The organism is Marinobacter sp. E2 (assembly GCF_055755345.1).
In genome coordinates, this window is sequence record NZ_CM146911.1 from 1069014 (window position 1) to 1084930 (window position 15917).

The window sequence follows — 15917 nt, forward strand, 5'->3', positions numbered from 1 at the left end:
TTAATGTGTGGGCATCGTCCACGTCAGGGAGAAAGCGGTATGGTGCCAGAGCAGGAACTTATCGAGGGACTGAAAATTGCCGCCAGTGCGGGCGCGATGATCGGGGTTCTGGTTATCGGTGCTGTACTTGCGTCGACGATTGGCGGCTGAGTTCGGCAAGTCGCTGTTTGCGGTAAATACCGCAGGTGCCGCAATAACCCCCGCCCGGTAGCAGGTACTTCAGGCAGCAGCCTTTTCGCTGTGGAATGGCCGTTTGCTGATCGCCGAAGACGGCCGGAATCCAGTCAATAAAACGGTTGGCATCGTTCCGGAATATGGTCAGCCAGGCCTGGGCCAGTGCGCACAGGGATTCCGGCTCTGCCAGGTTCCACACCGCTGAGAAAGGCGCCCCCAGCCCCAGCCCGACACTGCTCCAGTAAGCGCCGGGACTTACGCCGAGGTCCTGTCGGAATACCGGATACCAATCCGCCGTCATCCTGCCAACAGAGTGTATGAAGGTTGCTTCATCGACCAGTGGTTCCCCCGGCACCTGAAACCAGCGCCCGGTCGCACTCTCGTTGGCGCTATCGATCGGCGCCAGGAAAATTCGGTCGGGGTTTGGCAGTGGTGCAGCCCCGTTCCGGAACAGTCTCAGGGTAAGGGGCGCGATTACGCTCAGGGCGAGATTCTGCTGTAATACGGAGGCGTGGGCCCTCAGGGCCTGGCGACCGTTGCTCTCCGGGTAGTCGTGGATGACCTGGCGGGTCAGGATGGCCGGTTGCTCCAGGCACTGGGCCAGAGAAAACAGGCCCCGGCGTTCGCCCGGTGCCGGCTGAAGAGCGCCACCGAGAATGGCCTGGGCGTCCAGCCCTGATTCGGCCAGAAGCACCTCGTAGCGCTTCGACCAGCATTTCCCCGGGACATACACCTCAGGCACGGCCATGGCGGCTCAGCCCCCAGAGAAAATAGAGCCCGCCGACCAGAGCCGCCAACAGGCCCGCCGGCAACTGGTTCGGGTAGATGACGGTTCGGGCCAGATAATCGGCAACGCCCAGCAGTAACCCTCCCGCCAGTGCCGCGACAATCAACTGCCGACCTACGGTCTGCTGGCCCAGAACCCGGGCCAGGTGGGGCGCGATCAGTCCCACAAAACTGAGTGGACCGATCACCACGGTGGCCGCGCCAGTCAGCAGCGCGGCCAGCAGCAACAGCGCAAGTCGCGTCCTGGGAACCGGCAGCCCGAGTGAGGAGGCCGATGTCTCTCCCAGGGGCAGCAACGTCAGTGGCCGGATGATCAACAAGAGCAGGGCGGCGATCAGAAGGATCAGAACCATCAGCCCCAGGGCCTCGGATTCCGAGATCAGCCAGGTGGAACCGTACATCCAGTTCAGCAGCCGGGAGGCAACCGTGCCGCCGGACGCCATGACCAGGCGCAGGCCGGCATCCATGAATACGTAGAGCGCGAGGCCCCCGAGCAACAGCTGGTTGCCGGCAAACCGATGCTTGCGAGCCAGCAGCAACAGCAGTGCCAGGGCACCGGCGGCGCCAGCGGTCGCTGCACCAATCTGGCCGGCGCGGCCAATATCGGCCCCGATAAGCACCGTAATCACCATCACTACGGCGGCGCCACCGCTGATGCCGAGCATTTCCGGGCTGGCCATGGGATTGCCCGTCATGCGCTGGATCAGGGTGCCGGCCAGGCCCAGGGCGACGCCGGCCAGTACTGCGGCCAGCAGGCGTGGGCCGCGCCAGACCCAGGCTTCTCCCCATTGTGCCGGGGCGGTCCAGTTCCAGCCCTCGAGGCCCGGCGACCAGGCCATGGAGAGGGCCATGGTCAGCAGGAGAAACGAGGCTAGCAGCCCGCCGATGACCAGGGTCGAACGGCGAGCGGGCAGAAAGCCGGCCGGTCCGTCTGCCTGCCCGGGCATGTGGTGGGTGTTCTTGAAATTCTGCAGGGCCAGAAGAATGATCGGCCCGCCAATAAGAGCGGTGGCGGTACCGGTGGGCACCAGCGAGCCATTGCCCCAGGTGGAGGCCCAATGGGCCAGGGTATCGGCCAGCAACAGCAGGCCTGCGCCCAGGACACTGCTCCAGGCCAGTCGGGCCACCAGTGTACGGGCGCCCAGCAATCTGGCCAGAACCGGCGCTGCCAGGCCCACGAAGGCCACAACGCCGACCCGGCTGACCACGGTGGCGCTCATCAGCACCACCAGCAACAGGGCCAGCAAACGGATCATGCCAACCCGGGCGCCCAGCGAGCTGGCCGAACTCTGGCCCAACTGCAGGATCTGAAGCGGGCGCATCAGGGCGATCATCAGGGCCCCCAATACCAGCACCCTTGGCCAGAGGTCCATGAACGGTTGCCAGTTGTTCTGCACCAGGGAACCGGCCCCCCAGATGAACAGGTTGCCCAGCCATTCGCCCTTAAGGAGCAGGAACGCCATGTTCACGGCGCCCAGGAAAAAGGTGATGACCAGCCCCGCGAGAATCACTGACACCGGCGAGAATCCAAGCCGCCAGGTGAGGGCGATCACCAGACCGATAGCCAGGAGTCCGCCAGCCACCGCTACAAGGTCTGGACTGAAGGCAAGCAGTCCGGGAAAGAACAGGGTGGCCAGGGTAACCCCGAACTGCCCGCCCGCTTCTACCCCCAGTGTTGTGGGCGAGGCCAGGGGGTTGCCAAGAATCTGCTGCGTTACCGCGCCGGCCAGGCCCAGGCCCAGGCCGATCAGAATGGCAATGGCCACTCGCGGGGCCCAGCTGTAATGGGCCAGTACCGAGGGGTAGTAATCAGCCTCGAAGGTCCAGAAAGCAGCCACAAGGGCGGCCGGGTCGAGATCGCCAAACCAGGGTGCGGCGCTGGCCAGGAGGGCGCCGAGCCAGATCAGGGCAGCGGCGACCGGCAGCCTGGCGGGCAATGCCGGGGCGCGGCCCGGGGTTGCCGTGGAGTCAGCGTACATTGCCAGAACCTCCCTGCAACAGGCTGTCTGCGAGCATGACGGCCAGCCGTTTTACCGGATACACGCCACCAAAGGGCCATACCGCGTCAAGCTGATAGACCTGTTCCCGCTTCACCGCCGGGAGGTAGGTCCAGAACGGGCTTTCGGCCAGGGAGTCCGACAGGCCTGGTGGGGTCGGGGAGATGGCCACGATCCGGCTTTGCTCATAGGGCGCGAGTGCCTCCAGACCAATCACTGAAAAGCCCCAGTAGTTGCCCTCATTCGGCCAGACATTTTCCAGGCCCAGGGCGTTCAGCGTGCTCTGGTACAGGCCGTTGGACGTGTAGATCCGAACGTGCCGGGCATCCAGGAAATTCACCAGTGCCACCGGCCGCTCGGTCAGGCCGGCTTGCTCAAGCCGGGCGCGCTGGGTGGCCAGGGTCTGTTCGATGTCTGCCAGTACCGCCCGGGCCCGGTCTTCCCGGTCCAGCATGTCGGCGAGCGTGGTCAGCATGTCGCGGGCCTTAGCGAACGGGCGGGAGCCGGGTTTGTAAACACTCACAACGTAGGTCGGGGCAATCCGCTCCAGCAGGTTGGCGGCCGGCGCCATTTCCGAGCTGGTGACAATCAGGTCCGGTTCAAGTTGGGCAATGGCTTCCAGGCTGGGCGCCACGCGGGTCCCCACGTTGGCAACCCCGTCCGGCAGTTCGGGTTCGCCCACCCATACCTCGTAGCCATCACGATCGGCCACGCCCACCGGCGTTACGCCGAGCAGCAACAGGGCCTCGGTGGCGGCCCAGTTGAGAGCGACAATCCGCTTGGGGGGCTCCTCCAGGGTGAGGCTGCCCTGTTCGTGTTGCCAGGTGGCCGCGCTTGCTGCCGAAAAGGGCAAAGCGCTGAGCAGCAGAGCAATGCAGAGCCGGAGAATCCGCTTATGCCTAGTGCACATAGGAAACCCACTGCCCGGGAGCTCGCTCCATAACCCCCATGGGCACGCCGTAGATGGATTCGAGCACGCCCGAATCCATGATCTCCCTGGGGGCGCCGTCGGCCACCAGTTGGCCGGATTTCAGGGCCACCAGACGGTCACAGAACCGCGCCGCCAGGTCCACGTCGTGGAGTACCACAATCACCGTCAGCTCCCTGTCATCGGCAAGCCGATGCACCAGGCGGAGGGTTTCCACCTGGTGTTTTACATCGAGCGCGGAGATGGGTTCGTCCAGCAGCAGGCATCGGGTTTGCTGCGCCAGCAGCATGGCAATCCACGCACGCTGGCGTTCGCCGCCCGAAAGTGTATCCACCGAGCGGTGCCGGAACGCTCGCAGGCCAGTGTCGTCAATGGCCTGATCAATCAGCCCATGATCCTCATCGGTGTAGCGCCCCAGCGGGCCGCGCCAGGGATAGCGCCCGAGGGCCACCAGTTCGCGAACCGTCAGTCCGTCGGTGGCGGGCGGATGCTGGGGCAGGTAACCCACATGCCGGGCAAACTCCCGGGCACCGGTGGCGGTGAAGGGGCGGCCCAGCAACTGTACGGTGCCGGCACTGGGTGAGAGCTGGCGCGCCAGCACTTTCAGCAACGTGGATTTTCCGGAGCCGTTGTGGCCCAGCAGCGCGGTTACTTCGCCCTCCAGGAAGTCCAGGCTGAGTTGGCGCAGAATGGCCGTGCCGCCAATGTGGACATCGAGGTTGGAAACGTCGAGAAAGACAGACATGCAGGCTCCCGGAAGTACTACAGAGGGCCTGCAGGATAGTCTAAATGCGAATCACTATCAATATTTATAGTGTTCAAGCCAGTGCCTGAAGCTGCCCGGTCTGCACCTGCCACTGTTTGGCGTAGGCGCCGCCTTGCTCCAGCAACTCCCGGTGGGTGCCGAGTTCCTGTACCTTGCCGTTTTCAATTACGGCAATGGCGTCGGCCTCCACAATGGTGGACAGCCGGTGGGCAATCATGATCACCGTGCGGTTATGGCCGATGCGTTTGAGTGAGCGCTGGATGGCAGCCTCGGTTTCATTATCAACGGCGCTGGTGGCTTCATCGAGAACCAGAATGGGCGGATCTTTCAGCAGCGCACGGGCGAGTGAAAGCCGCTGGCGCTGGCCGCCGGAGAGGCGCACACCCCGCTCGCCGACCGGCGTGTCCAGGCCCTCGGGCAGGGACTCGATGAACGACCAGGCCTCGGCGGTTCGCGCCGCCTCGATGATCTCCGCCTCGGTAGCCCGGGGATTGCCGTAAGCCAGGTTCTCGCGAATGCTGCCTTCAAACAGGTACACATCCTGGCTGACAAGACCAATGGCCCCACGCAGCGAGTTCAGGCTGAGCTCGCGCACGGGCTGGCCGTCGATGCGAATCTCGCCGTTGCTGGGGTCGTAGAAGCGCAGCAGAAGCTTGACCAGCGTGGACTTGCCGGAACCGGTGGCGCCCACCAGGGCGAGGGTGTTGCCCGCCGGGACATTGAGGCTGATGTCCCGGATGCCGGCGCCGCTGGCGGGATAGTGAAAGCTCACGTTTTCGAAGGTCACGTCGCCTTTCACCGGCGTTTGCAGCGGCTTGCCGCCCTCGTCCCGCACATGCACCGGCTCGGCCAGCAGATCGAGAATCCGGCGAGTGCTGGCCATGGCGCGTTCGAACAGGTCGATCACCTCGGCAAGGCCGGTCAGTGGCCACAGCAGCCGCTGAGTGAGGAATACCAGCACGCCGTAGGCGCCCACATTCAGGGTACCTTCGAGGGCCATCATGCCGCCGACGGTAAACGTGGCCAGAAAGCCGGCCAGGATGGCCATCCGGATGACCGGAATGAACGCAGAGCTGATGCGAATGGCGCGTCGGTTAGCCTCCACGTAGGCCTCGCTGCTCTGCTTGAGCCGGGCTGCTTCCCGCTGCTCGGCGGTAAAGCTCTTGATGGTGGCAATGCCGCCCAGGTTGTTGGCCAGCCGGCTGGACAGGTCCCCGACTTTCTCGCGCACATCGGCGTACAGCGGCCCGGCTTTACGCTGGAAGTAGAACGCGCCCCAGATGATGAGGGGGATGGGGGTGAACGCGAGCAGGGCAATCAGGGGCGACAGTACGAAGAACACCGCACCCACGGCAATCACGGTAACCAGCACCTGGATCATGGCGTTGGCACCGCCATCCAGGAAGCGCTCCAGCTGGTTAACGTCGTCGTTCATGGTCGCCACCAGCTGGCCGGAGCTGCGCGCCTCGAAGAAGCTCATATCCAGTCGCTGGGCGTGCTCGTAGGCATCCTGGCGCAGATCGGACTGCAGACGCTGGGCGAGGTTACGCCAGAGGATCTGGAACAGGTATTCGAACAGGGATTCACCGGCCCAGATGAAGAACGTGAGCACCGCCAGTACAGTGATCTGTTCCTGTGCGGTTTCGAAGCCAAGACCGGCCACGAAACTCTCTTCCTGGTTGACCACCACATCAATGGCCACACCAATGAGGATCTCCGGTGCAATATCGAACAGTTTGTTGATGATGGAACAGGTGGTGGCCGCAATGATCTGCCGGCGGTAACCCCGGGCATATCGGAGCAGGCGGGCCAGGGCGGCGAAACTGCTGGTTGCTTTGGTGTGGGACGTGGACATGGAGCGCTCGTTCCGGAGTTGTGTCTGGAAAAGCGCAAAGCGTACCCGCTTGGGGCATCAATTAAAAGAGAATCATTATCAAAAAAAGCCCCGCGGTGTGCGGGGCTTCGACCTCTGTGGTTATCAGGAATCGACGCTATCGTCTTCCAGAGTGACGACCGTGTCTGCGAGCAGTTCGGATTCCTCGAAGGTGTCGTCCTCAATATCGCCGGTTACGGACACCAGGTCGCCGACTTCGAGCTGCTGGAATCCTTCATCATCCATGGGATCATAAGGCATCAGAGCGGTGTCGACGGTCATTTCCTGAACGCCCGAGTCGATGGTGAACTCGGAGCCAGAGACGCTGGTTATCGTTCCGGTCACGATCATCTGGCCAATATCGATGGTGGGTGCCACGTCCAGGTCGTTGAACGATTCCTCGTCAGCGGCGTTGGCATAGAAGTAGGTTCCCAGGCTCTCCACGTAGACACTGCTGGCCTCGACTTTCGCACCCTCGAAGGTGTCGTCGTCGACTTCGCCATACACAGTGACGTTGTCGCCCGGTAGGACTTCGCCGTTCTCTTCGAACCAGTCCCAATCGTCCATCTCGACCGTAACCAGGCCTCTGCCATAGTCCAGCATGAAGGTGTCGGCGGTGGTGCTGGTCACTTTGCCGCTCAACGTGATCCAGGAGCCATCCGCCGCAAGGTAGGGGCTCTCGTTTTCTGCGCCTTTGTCGGCCGCCAGGGCAGCCACCGGAGTTGCGATCAGGGTTGAGGCAATCGACAGTGAAAGCAGTGAACGTTTCATACTCAGATCTCCTTTTGGTCTTTTATCAGACTCGGATCTTGAAATGTCTGAATGTGGTCTCGCTCTCTTTAACGCCACATTCACCGCCTCAGTCATCTGATTGGCTCTCAGGTTCACGAAAATAAAGGATTCTGAATGTTCCTTAATGGCCCGGAAAGGACGCTGCCGTCGCCGGCAAAGGTCGGCGGGCCGCCCATGCCGGCATGTTCAGAGTATTTCCACACCTTCGCATTTGTACCGGCCTATTAATGTATCCTCCTGCAACACATTGCCTTGAAGGTCAAAACAGAACAGGTAGGTTTCGGTGTGGTCGCCGATTTCAACGCTCTTCAGCCCGATGCATTCGTCCGGGCGACCGGGAATGAGTTTGAAGGATGATACGCCGCGCTCGGGGGTTAGCGGGCCCACCGCCACGGTTTTGATGTCGGTAAAATCGGCGCTGGCCATAATCAGGGTATTGCCGCCTCGCTCGCGCTCGTCCACGGCTTCATCGAAGGGAGTCCCGGATATCTTGCGGGGGAAGAACAGCCAGCAGTTGCGGTAGGGATGCCATTCGGCGGCCTCGTGGGTCACATAACCCTGCTCGCCTACGCCCAGTGCCTCCCGCATGCGCTGGTAGTTCCGGTGCCAGTCGCGGCTGCGCAGGCCGTAGTTGCGATCCAGAATCTTGATCCACTCCTCCCTGGCATTTTTGCCGTGGCTGCCCACCACCATTTCGTCGCCCTTCAGGGTGGCCCATTCGCTCTTGAAGCCCTTGAAGGCTTCATCGCCACTGCCGGTCATCAGGATGTGCCTTGGCACCAGCTGGCTCTGGTTCCGGATTTCGCAGACGAGTCCCGTCCGGTCATCGAAGGTGATCAGGCGTTCCCCGAAAAGCACCAGCTCCGAGAACTCGGCCCCCCGGCCTCCCTCCGCAATCAGGCTTATGAGTTGATGTTCGCCGCCTTCCTCGGGCGGTATTTCCTCCATCCGATAGCGCACCTTGCCGGTGGTGGGGTCCTGCTCCCGATAGAGGCGGTCGTAGCGCAGGGTGGACTGCCAGGCAATCTGCCCGTCCTCCAGTTCCACCTGCGAGGCATGGTCTTCGTCGGTGATGATCGCAAGGGTGTATTCGCGGGTTTCGGGCCCGTACCGTTCCAGCCGGGCCAGGTCTGCCTGCGGGTGGCTCATGGTCATCCTCCGTTTGGGCTTCGGTTGACGTTCCTACCCTGAACCACTGCGGCCGCGAATGCCAGAGGCGGTTTCAGCTCCGGTGATTTCGCTGCAACCAGCGGTCGAGCTTGTCGGCGAATTCCTTCCGGTCGGTCTGGCTGAACGGTGCCGGGCCGCCGGTAACCTGGCCGGCGTTGCGCATCTCCTCCATGAAGTTGCGCATGGCCAGGCGCTGGCGGATGTTCTCTTTGGTGAAGGCCTGACCCCTGGGGTTGAAGACGTCGGCGCCTTTTTCGATGGCCTCGGCGGCCAGGGGTATGTCCTGGGTAATCACCAGGTCGCCCGCCTGCATCTGGTCCATGATTTCGTTATCGGCAACATCAAAACCGTGGGGCACCTGGCGGCGCTTGATGTAGGGACTTGGCGGCAGATTGATGGCGTGGTTGGCGATGAAGGTGGTGGTTATTTGCCAGCGGGTAGCGGCGCGGCAGAGGATCTCCCGGATGGGAACGGGGCAGGCGTCGGCGTCGACCCAGATTGGCATGGTGGTTCCTTCAGTTGGTTTGCTTTAAGGGAGTTTACCGTTTGTTGTGGTGAGCCTGGTAGTTTGGTTCCGCGTATTCATTGATGGATTCAGCTCTGGCGGGGGGAGACATTGTGGGCGTCCTTCCAAAAACCGCTCCGAGCACGTCCATGTGGCTTGTTTCCGGCCATCCATGGCCTCCAACATTTTTGGAAGGACGCCCACAATGCCTCCGCCAGACACGGGCGGTGTTTCCGCGGGAATCAAGGTATTCGCTCTGACTATAGACGAGGTCCTGATGATGAGAATCTGGAAGATCCTGAGTGTTGTCTTCGCAACTTTGCTGTCGGCAACGACGCTGGGTTCTGAGAGTAATCAACAAGCCTGGGAAGCCCTGAAAGACGGCCGGGCGGTGTTGATGCTTCGTCATGCACTGGCGCCCGGTACCGGGGACCCGGCCGATTTTGAGCTCTATGATTGCAGCACCCAGAGGAATCTCAACGACACCGGGCGCGAACAGGCCCGGGCCTGGAAGCCGTTTCTGGCAGAGCATGGCGTTACCGAAGCCCGGGTGTTCAGCAGCCAGTGGTGCCGTTGTATGGATACTGCACGGGAGATGGCCATGGGAGAGGTGATCGAGTGGCCATCGCTGAATTCATTTTTCCGTAACCGAGGTGACGGTCCGGCTCAGATCCGGCAGACCATAGCGCTGGTGAATCAAATGGACAGCGGGGCGCCGGTGATTCTTGTGTCGCATCAGGTGAATATAACGGCGCTGACCGGGATTTTTCCGTCCTCCAATGAAGGCGTGATCATCAGCCTGCCGTTGTCGGAGGAGCCGACCATTCTGGCCCGGGTATCTCCCGGGCGCTAGCGTTGCGGTTCCGGTGAAAATCGGGTGTTACAGCGCGGCGGGCTGGGAAGGCGCGAGCGGGGGCTGTATGCTTTCGCAGAGTCTTTCCCTGCAAGGATACTTCTGTATGACGTTTCGCCTGAGTCTACCGCTGTTGCTGTTGCTTGCTCTCCCGGCTGTTGCCCATGACTATCGGCAGGGCGCTCTGAGCATTGAGCATCCCTGGAGCCGCCCCACACCTCCGGGAATCGACATGGGAGTGGGCTACATGGCCATTTCAAATACTGGTGACACCACGGTTACGCTGGTGGGTGCCCGGTCACCCAGGGCGGGGCAGGTGTCGATTCACGAATCCCGCATCCAGGACGGTGTCATGCGCATGGAGCGGTTACCGGCAGGGTTGGAGATCCCCGCTGGGGAAACGGTGACGCTCAAACCCCACAGCTACCACCTGATGCTGGAGAAGCTGACCAGCCCTTTGCAGGAAGGGGAGAAGATTCCACTGACACTGGAGTTCGAAGGTGCCGGCGATATGGCCGTTGAGCTCAACGTGGAGTCTCTGGACGGACCCGCAATGCCGACAAACGATGGTGGTATGCACGGCGGTGAGGGGATGAAGCATTCCGGCCAGGGCATGAACCACAGCGGTCATTGAGTTGCGGAGCCCGGCAACGCAGGCGTTACTGCCGGGCTACCATTCCTTGTCTTCGGCGCTTTCCTCCGCTTCGATCTCGGCTTTCCGGGCCTGGATCTTTTTCATTTTTTCATCCGATATCTTCATGCTGTGGGCACTGTCGCGGAGCAGCATCAGGCTGCCAACGATCAGGGCAAGCGCTACCAGCAGGATAATCCATCCAATAAGGGGCATGATTCACCTCTCACACGGGTCTTTACCTCCCATGATGGACCTGCCGGGCCCCGCCGACAACCGTCAGGTTTGCTGGCCGAAGGAGGTCGGGTCCAACCGGTAGTAATCTTTCAGGGCCCCGAAAACCGCCGGCTGCGAGGCCTTGAGCGAGGCCGGTGTCTGGAAAAAGGCTTCGGTGAGCACGGCGAAGAATTCCGCAGGCTCGGTAGCGCCGTAAGGATCGAGCCATGGCTGGTCGTGGTGTTCAAGGGTGTTCAGCAGGTGCTCGTAAGCGTCGGTCATGGTGCTTTGCCAGCGACGGGCCTGTTCTCCGCTCAGCGGCGGAGCCCCATCGGCACTGCCATCCAGATAATCCAGTTGATGAGCAAACTCGTGGAGGATGACGTTGTGGGGGCTGTCCGGGTTGCTGGCGGCCTCTTCGCATTCCGTCCAGGCCAGTACAACCTGTCCGTGGGTTGACGCCTCGCCCGCCCGTATCTCGCTGGTCTCGCTCACCACATAACCGTCGCTCTCCGTACCGGTGGCGTGATAGGCATCGGGGTACACCAGGATGCTGCGAACCTCATCGTAATCGGAATAGGGGCGTGCCAGGATCAGCAGACAGGCATGGCCGGCAATGGTGACCCTGACGCCCTCGTCCACTTCGAAGCCATCGCAGCCGTAGAAGCTTTTCTCGGCGAGAAACAGCTGCACCCTGCGTTCCAGTGCCCGTTTCCGGGAGGTGTCCAGTGCCCGGTAAAGGGGAACGCGGTCTTCCAGCAGTTGGCGCCAGGAGGCCGGGAAGGGTTCATTCAGTTCGCGATTTCGTCGCCAGGTGCGGTAAAAGAACAGATAGAAAACGCAGCCGGCGATCAGGAGCACCGCGAAAAGTCCAAAGGTTGTTGCCGCCATACCGAGCCTGCCATGGAGTCACCGAGCCAGATCCCATACTACCGAAAAAACCGGCAAATCTGGGGTGGTATTTTGTGGGGTGCCCTGCCAGGACAGCATCTGTACCTGAGAATTTTCAGTTGTTTGCATTTCACGGAGGCAAAGGGAAAGATTTCGGCGTAGTCTTTGGCAACTCACAAGGAATTATGACGTTGATGGACAGCTCCGATAACCGAGCGATGTACGAGCCGGCGCGGGACCGCCGACCGCAGTTCTGGCGACTGGCCATGCGGTGTGCGCAGATCGCCGCCTGTGTGGATATTGCCTTTTTCTTTTTGTTCCACGCTCTGGGCTCGCCCATTCTCGCCTGGGTCAACGTGGTAAGCGTGGGCATGTATGCCGGTGCCTACTACGCGCTGAAGTACCGATACAATCGGACAGCCGTTGTCCTGATCTGGTCCGAGGTTCTCATTCATGCGGCCCTGGGCATCATCCTGATTGGCTGGGACAGTGGCTTCCACTATTACCTGCTGATGTTCATTCCGGCCATCTGTGTATCCGCGCCTCGGCGTTGGGCCATTGTTGCGCTTCTGTCTCTCTGGGCCTATTACGTTGCTCTTGATGTCCTGATGTGGTCAATCCAGCCTCTGCAGCCAATTCCCCAGAGTGCCCTTCATCTGGTGCAGCTGTTCAACCTGAGCGTCGTGTTTGCGATGTTCAGTTACCTGGCTTCCTATTACCTGCGAATGGTGGTCCTGGCCCAGCGGAAGTTGCGCCAGATGGCAACAACCGATTCGCTGACCGGCCTGTTCAACCGGCGTCACATGGCGTATCTGGCGGAAAAAGAACTGGCGCGCTTCCAGCGTAGCGGGCACCCGGTGAGTTTCCTGCTGCTGGATGTGGATCACTTCAAAACCATCAATGATCGTCACGGCCACGAAGTGGGCGATCGGGTACTGTCGGCCGTGGCAGATCTCATCCGGGGCGAATTGCGAACCCAGGATCTGATCGGACGCTGGGGTGGTGAGGAGTTTCTCGCCATTCTTCCCGATACCGATGCCGCGAAGGCCCAGGCAAGCGCGGAGCGGATCCGCAACGCCTTTCTGTCCCGGGACTGGAACCCGATCATGGGTGAAGAGCTGAGCGTTACGATCAGCATCGGCGTCAGCGAGCTGCGAGCCGGCGATGACCTGAGTACGGCGGTCAGCAGGGCCGATATGGCGCTGTACAAGGGGAAAACCGGCGGCCGAAACCGGGTGGAACTGGAAACTGCCTGAGCGACGAACCAAGCGTTGCCGATCGTCTGGAGAGAGTGCAATCGATGACTGAGATTCGAGAAAGAACCCTTGCTGGTCTGAGTGCCGGCGACTCATTCCGGCTAACCAGAACGTTTACCGAGCAGGAAACCCTTGCCTTTGGCCAGATCAGTCGCGATCAGAATCCGGTCCATTACAGCGATGATTTCGCCATGGCAAAGAACCTGAACGGAAAAATCTGCCACGGCCTTCTTGTGGGCGGAATGATAACGGAAGTCGGTGGGCAGATCGGTTGGCTGGCTTCCGGCATGAATTTCAGGTTCCGCCGGCCGGTGTACTTTGGCGATACCATAACCTGTGAGTTCACCATTACCGAGGTCGAGCAAGGCAACCGGGCGCGCGCAGAGGCGACCCTGTCCAATCAGCAGGGCGAGATTGTGATCGAGGCGTGGCTCACGGGCATTCTACCCGGCGACAAGGAGCGGGAGGTCATGGCAGGGCTGGCCTGAGCGCCGAAGCCCCGCCTGCGTGCCTCGGGCAACACGCCACTGGTTTTCCCCCTCTTTTCCCCTTCTTCAGCGAACCACAAACACCGATACATCGCTGTGTTTCACGATATTGGCGCCATTGGAGTGCAGGATATGGAGCCGATCACCAATGCCCGGTGGGTGTGACGCCATCACCACCAGATCAACACCGGTTTCCCTGATCGCCTGCAACAACTTGTCGTCCAGCTCCACCGCGGTATCCGGCGATTCCATCACCATGCTGTCGGTGCTGATACCGTGAGACTTTCCCTGCTCCTCGGCAAATTCGTTCAGTTTCTCGGCGAGTTCTTTCGGGTTGTGGGCAGCCGCCCCCGGGGTGGTATTGGTAACGGAGACGTAACAGAGCGTGGCGTTGTAGTGCTTGGCCATGTCGATGGCTGTATTCAACGCTTTCACGATTTTATCGGTGTGGGCCAGGTCAACTGGCACGAGGATCTTGCTGTACATGAGAGTTCTCCTTTTCCGAAGGAACGGAAACATCTATGTATGCGGTCCTGTTTCAAGATTGGCAGTCGGGTGCCGGATCTGTCAAAAGTGGTGGCCCGTCGACGTTTTCAATGGCCTTCGACGAAGGTAGCATAAACGGTCTCGAGCGCTCAGGCGTCGATGTCATCATCTACCAGGAGTATCGTCTTGTCTGACTTGTCCAACTACGAAAGCTTTTCGATCGAGGTCAACGACCACGTCGCCCATGTACGGTTCAGCCGGCCAGAAGCCCTGAATACCATGAACAAGGCGTTCTGGCTGGAATTGCCTCGCTGCATGCAGGACATCGAGGCCAACACCGACGCCCGGGTGATCGTGATCTCTTCCACAGGCAAGCATTTTTCGGCCGGCATGGACCTTGGCGTGTTCAGCGATCCCAAGGCGGTGCCGATGAACGGCGACCCGGGGCGCATGGCCGAGAACCTGCGTCGGGTGGTGCTGCAACTGCAGGACACCCTGACCTCGCTGGAAAAGATCCGTCTGCCGGTGCTGGCCGCCATCCATGGTGGCTGTATTGGCGGCGCCCTGGATCTGGTGTGTGCAGCCGATAGCCGTTACTGCACCGAAGACGCCTACTTCACCATCAAGGAAACCGAACTGGGCATGACCGCCGATGTGGGCACCTTGCAGCGCCTGCCCAAGCTGATGCCAGAAGGCGTGGTTCGCGAACTGGCCTACACCGGGCGCAAGTTCTCTGCCAACGAGGCCCACCGGATGGGCTTTGTGAATGCCGTTTACGCCGACCAGGAAGCCATGTTGGCGGCGGTCATGGACGTTGCCGGCCAGATTGCCGCCAACTCGCCCCTGGCGGTGACCGGTTGCAAGGAAATGCTCAACTACAGTCGTGACCACAGCGTGGAAGACAGCCTGAAGTACATGGCTACCTGGCAGGCCGGCATGTTCCGGCCCACGGATATGATGAAATCGTTCCAGGCCAAGGCCCAGAAGCAGGCACCGAAATACGACGCTCTGTTTCCGGTAAAGCCGCTGTTCGATCAGTAGATGGCATCGGGCAAACGGCGTAAAACCGGTATTTCCTCTTCTGCTGCCCTCCTGTTCCAGGGGGGCATCGGCATACTCGGGCTGTTGGCCATTCTGTTGGTCGGGATACCGGTGCATCTGGCCGGTGCCGGCGTCTGGTCCGGTCTCATCTATGGCATCGTTGGTGCCGCTGCCACCTACGGTCTGCTGCTTCTGCTCACCCGCATTCCGCATCTGTTCCCGGAAAACCTGGAGCGGCAGATGCAGGGGCTCTACAACTTCGCCTCAAGCTATCCTCCGGCGGTGCTGGTGTTTCTGTCGGTATTGGCCGGCGTGGGTGAGGAACTGCTGTTCCGGGGCGCGTTGCAGGGCTGGCTGATGGCCCATACCGGTCCATTGACGGCACTGCTGGCGGCGTCGGTGTTATTCGGGCTGGTTCACTATGTGTCGTTTACCTATTTCCTGGTTGCCACCGGTCTGGGGTTGATACTCGGCACGGCCTACCTGCTCTCGGAAAGCCTGCTGCTGGTCATGGTCTGGCACGCCATTTACGACATGATTGCACTGTTCTGCCTGCTCAGGTTTCCCCGCTGGTTTGGCGTACGGCCGGTTGACCAGGACAACAGCCCGCTTCAGGAGTAATCCATGTCTTCCCGATCCGCGCTCTTGCGGGCCTCGAAATTGGACAGTTCCACGTTGATGGCGTTGGTTGAGATCTGTATTTCGTACAGAGAGTAGAGCAGCGAGAATGACAGAAGCACCAGGCTGGCGCCGAACGCCACCACCCCCGGCAGCTCCGCGCCCAGAAACAGCAGAAACATGGACACGGTGCACAGGAAGAAACTGAGCACGCCGAAGGCCTGCATGCGTTTGGTCAGCACAATCCGCTTGCGCAGCATGCTGATTTGCCGGGCAATCAGCGCGTGGTCCTCTTCGGTGTCCATCTGCTTGAGCTGGCGGATCAGCTGCGCCAGAACCAGAAACCGGTTGGTGTAGGCCAGTAACAGCAGCGAAATGGCCGGAAAGAGCAGGGCAGGGGTTGTCAGGTCCAAGGGGCGTCCTTTTTCTGCAATGGTGTGGGCTGG

Annotated in this window: 18 protein-coding genes; 6 read left to right on the top strand and 12 right to left on the bottom strand. The window is 61.0% G+C overall.

Features of this window, described 5'->3' with window-relative positions; genetic code table 11:
* Positions 1-112: 112 nt before the first annotated feature.
* From AC0J1C_RS04860 to AC0J1C_RS04895, 8 genes are all read right to left on the bottom strand, one after another.
* Positions 113-922, bottom strand: a complete 810-nt coding sequence (locus AC0J1C_RS04860) for a (2Fe-2S)-binding protein (RefSeq protein ID WP_473045826.1) — start codon at positions 920-922, stop codon at positions 113-115.
* Positions 909-2939 carry a Fe(3+)-hydroxamate ABC transporter permease FhuB gene (gene fhuB, locus AC0J1C_RS04865; RefSeq protein WP_473045827.1) on the bottom strand — a complete coding sequence of 677 codons (2031 nt, stop codon included), beginning with the start codon at positions 2937-2939 and terminating at the stop codon, positions 909-911. The genes AC0J1C_RS04860 and fhuB overlap by 14 nt, the downstream gene beginning before the upstream one ends.
* Positions 2929-3867, bottom strand: a complete 939-nt coding sequence (locus AC0J1C_RS04870) for an ABC transporter substrate-binding protein (protein WP_473045828.1) — start codon at positions 3865-3867, stop codon at positions 2929-2931. The genes fhuB and AC0J1C_RS04870 overlap by 11 nt, the downstream gene beginning before the upstream one ends.
* A complete protein-coding gene (locus tag AC0J1C_RS04875; protein WP_473045829.1) occupies positions 3857-4630 on the bottom strand; it encodes an ABC transporter ATP-binding protein in 774 nt (257 codons plus the stop codon). Before AC0J1C_RS04875 ends, AC0J1C_RS04870 begins: the two co-directional genes overlap by 11 nt.
* Before the next feature lie 73 nt (positions 4631-4703).
* Positions 4704-6506: an ABC transporter ATP-binding protein gene (locus tag AC0J1C_RS04880; protein ID WP_473045830.1), complete on the bottom strand. Its 1803-nt coding sequence runs from the start codon at positions 6504-6506 to the stop codon at positions 4704-4706.
* A gap of 123 nt (positions 6507-6629) precedes the next feature.
* Positions 6630-7295 (bottom strand): NirD/YgiW/YdeI family stress tolerance protein, encoded by a 666-nt coding sequence (locus AC0J1C_RS04885; protein WP_091991405.1) that lies wholly within the window; start codon positions 7293-7295, stop codon positions 6630-6632.
* Between the two features lie 207 nt (positions 7296-7502).
* Entirely contained in the window at positions 7503-8465 is a 963-nt protein-coding gene (locus tag AC0J1C_RS04890; protein WP_473045831.1) for a hypothetical protein, read from the bottom strand.
* Between the two features lie 73 nt (positions 8466-8538).
* Positions 8539-8991 carry a YaiI/YqxD family protein gene (locus AC0J1C_RS04895; protein WP_375192953.1) on the bottom strand — a complete coding sequence of 151 codons (453 nt, stop codon included), beginning with the start codon at positions 8989-8991 and terminating at the stop codon, positions 8539-8541.
* A gap of 277 nt (positions 8992-9268) precedes the next feature.
* Here AC0J1C_RS04895 and AC0J1C_RS04900 point away from each other — a divergent pair, with 277 nt between their 5' ends.
* Positions 9269-9844: a histidine phosphatase family protein gene (locus tag AC0J1C_RS04900; RefSeq protein ID WP_473045833.1), complete on the top strand. Its 576-nt coding sequence runs from the start codon at positions 9269-9271 to the stop codon at positions 9842-9844.
* Between the two features lie 106 nt (positions 9845-9950).
* Positions 9951-10478: a copper chaperone PCu(A)C gene (locus tag AC0J1C_RS04905; protein WP_473045835.1), complete on the top strand. Its 528-nt coding sequence runs from the start codon at positions 9951-9953 to the stop codon at positions 10476-10478.
* Positions 10479-10514: 36 nt separating this feature from the next.
* Here AC0J1C_RS04905 and AC0J1C_RS04910 read toward each other — a convergent pair whose 3' ends face one another.
* A complete protein-coding gene (locus AC0J1C_RS04910) occupies positions 10515-10691 on the bottom strand; it encodes a DUF2897 family protein (protein WP_091991395.1) in 177 nt (58 codons plus the stop codon).
* A 63-nt stretch (positions 10692-10754) separates the two neighbouring features.
* Positions 10755-11582 carry a M90 family metallopeptidase gene (locus tag AC0J1C_RS04915; RefSeq protein ID WP_473045836.1) on the bottom strand — a complete coding sequence of 276 codons (828 nt, stop codon included), beginning with the start codon at positions 11580-11582 and terminating at the stop codon, positions 10755-10757.
* 194 nt (positions 11583-11776) lie between these two features.
* Here AC0J1C_RS04915 and AC0J1C_RS04920 point away from each other — a divergent pair, with 194 nt between their 5' ends.
* The gene (locus AC0J1C_RS04920; RefSeq protein WP_375192949.1) at positions 11777-12838 is read left to right on the top strand and encodes a GGDEF domain-containing protein; all 1062 of its coding nucleotides are present in this window, start codon (positions 11777-11779) and stop codon (positions 12836-12838) included.
* Positions 12839-12882: 44 nt separating this feature from the next.
* A complete protein-coding gene (locus AC0J1C_RS04925) occupies positions 12883-13326 on the top strand; it encodes a MaoC family dehydratase (protein ID WP_473045837.1) in 444 nt (147 codons plus the stop codon).
* Positions 13327-13392: 66 nt separating this feature from the next.
* Here the strand turns inward: AC0J1C_RS04925 and AC0J1C_RS04930 are convergent, their stop codons facing one another.
* The gene (locus tag AC0J1C_RS04930; protein WP_375192947.1) at positions 13393-13812 is read right to left on the bottom strand and encodes a universal stress protein; all 420 of its coding nucleotides are present in this window, start codon (positions 13810-13812) and stop codon (positions 13393-13395) included.
* 186 nt (positions 13813-13998) lie between these two features.
* Here AC0J1C_RS04930 and AC0J1C_RS04935 point away from each other — a divergent pair, with 186 nt between their 5' ends.
* Both AC0J1C_RS04935 and AC0J1C_RS04940 read left to right on the top strand, forming a co-directional pair.
* Positions 13999-14853, top strand: a complete 855-nt coding sequence (locus AC0J1C_RS04935) for a crotonase/enoyl-CoA hydratase family protein (protein WP_473045838.1) — start codon at positions 13999-14001, stop codon at positions 14851-14853.
* Complete coding sequence (locus AC0J1C_RS04940; RefSeq protein WP_473045839.1) at positions 14854-15474, top strand: lysostaphin resistance A-like protein; 621 nt, start codon at positions 14854-14856, stop codon at positions 15472-15474.
* On the opposite strand, the gene AC0J1C_RS04945 is transcribed toward AC0J1C_RS04940, so the two are convergent.
* Positions 15465-15884, bottom strand: coding sequence for a DUF2721 domain-containing protein (locus AC0J1C_RS04945; RefSeq protein WP_375192944.1), 420 nt, complete (start codon positions 15882-15884; stop codon positions 15465-15467). The two genes, AC0J1C_RS04940 and AC0J1C_RS04945, sit on opposite strands and share 10 nt — an antisense overlap.
* Between the last annotated feature and the right edge of the window lie 33 nt (positions 15885-15917).

Excerpts from the sequence above, each read along its gene's own strand:
- AC0J1C_RS04860 (WP_473045826.1), bottom strand. The coding sequence starts at position 922 with ATGGCCGTGCCTGAGGTGTATGTCCCGGGGAAATGCTGGTCGAAGCGC.
- fhuB (WP_473045827.1), bottom strand. The coding sequence starts at position 2,939 with ATGTACGCTGACTCCACGGCAACCCCGGGCCGCGCCCCGGCATTGCCC.
- AC0J1C_RS04870 (WP_473045828.1), bottom strand. The coding sequence starts at position 3,867 with ATGTGCACTAGGCATAAGCGGATTCTCCGGCTCTGCATTGCTCTGCTG.
- AC0J1C_RS04875 (WP_473045829.1), bottom strand. The coding sequence starts at position 4,630 with ATGTCTGTCTTTCTCGACGTTTCCAACCTCGATGTCCACATTGGCGGC.
- AC0J1C_RS04880 (WP_473045830.1), bottom strand. The coding sequence starts at position 6,506 with ATGTCCACGTCCCACACCAAAGCAACCAGCAGTTTCGCCGCCCTGGCC.
- AC0J1C_RS04885 (WP_091991405.1), bottom strand. The coding sequence starts at position 7,295 with ATGAAACGTTCACTGCTTTCACTGTCGATTGCCTCAACCCTGATCGCA.
- AC0J1C_RS04890 (WP_473045831.1), bottom strand. The coding sequence starts at position 8,465 with ATGAGCCACCCGCAGGCAGACCTGGCCCGGCTGGAACGGTACGGGCCC.
- AC0J1C_RS04895 (WP_375192953.1), bottom strand. The coding sequence starts at position 8,991 with ATGCCAATCTGGGTCGACGCCGACGCCTGCCCCGTTCCCATCCGGGAG.
- AC0J1C_RS04900 (WP_473045833.1), top strand. The coding sequence starts at position 9,269 with ATGATGAGAATCTGGAAGATCCTGAGTGTTGTCTTCGCAACTTTGCTG.
- AC0J1C_RS04905 (WP_473045835.1), top strand. The coding sequence starts at position 9,951 with ATGACGTTTCGCCTGAGTCTACCGCTGTTGCTGTTGCTTGCTCTCCCG.
- AC0J1C_RS04910 (WP_091991395.1), bottom strand. The coding sequence starts at position 10,691 with ATGCCCCTTATTGGATGGATTATCCTGCTGGTAGCGCTTGCCCTGATC.
- AC0J1C_RS04915 (WP_473045836.1), bottom strand. The coding sequence starts at position 11,582 with ATGGCGGCAACAACCTTTGGACTTTTCGCGGTGCTCCTGATCGCCGGC.
- AC0J1C_RS04920 (WP_375192949.1), top strand. The coding sequence starts at position 11,777 with ATGGACAGCTCCGATAACCGAGCGATGTACGAGCCGGCGCGGGACCGC.
- AC0J1C_RS04925 (WP_473045837.1), top strand. The coding sequence starts at position 12,883 with ATGACTGAGATTCGAGAAAGAACCCTTGCTGGTCTGAGTGCCGGCGAC.
- AC0J1C_RS04930 (WP_375192947.1), bottom strand. The coding sequence starts at position 13,812 with ATGTACAGCAAGATCCTCGTGCCAGTTGACCTGGCCCACACCGATAAA.
- AC0J1C_RS04940 (WP_473045839.1), top strand. The coding sequence starts at position 14,854 with ATGGCATCGGGCAAACGGCGTAAAACCGGTATTTCCTCTTCTGCTGCC.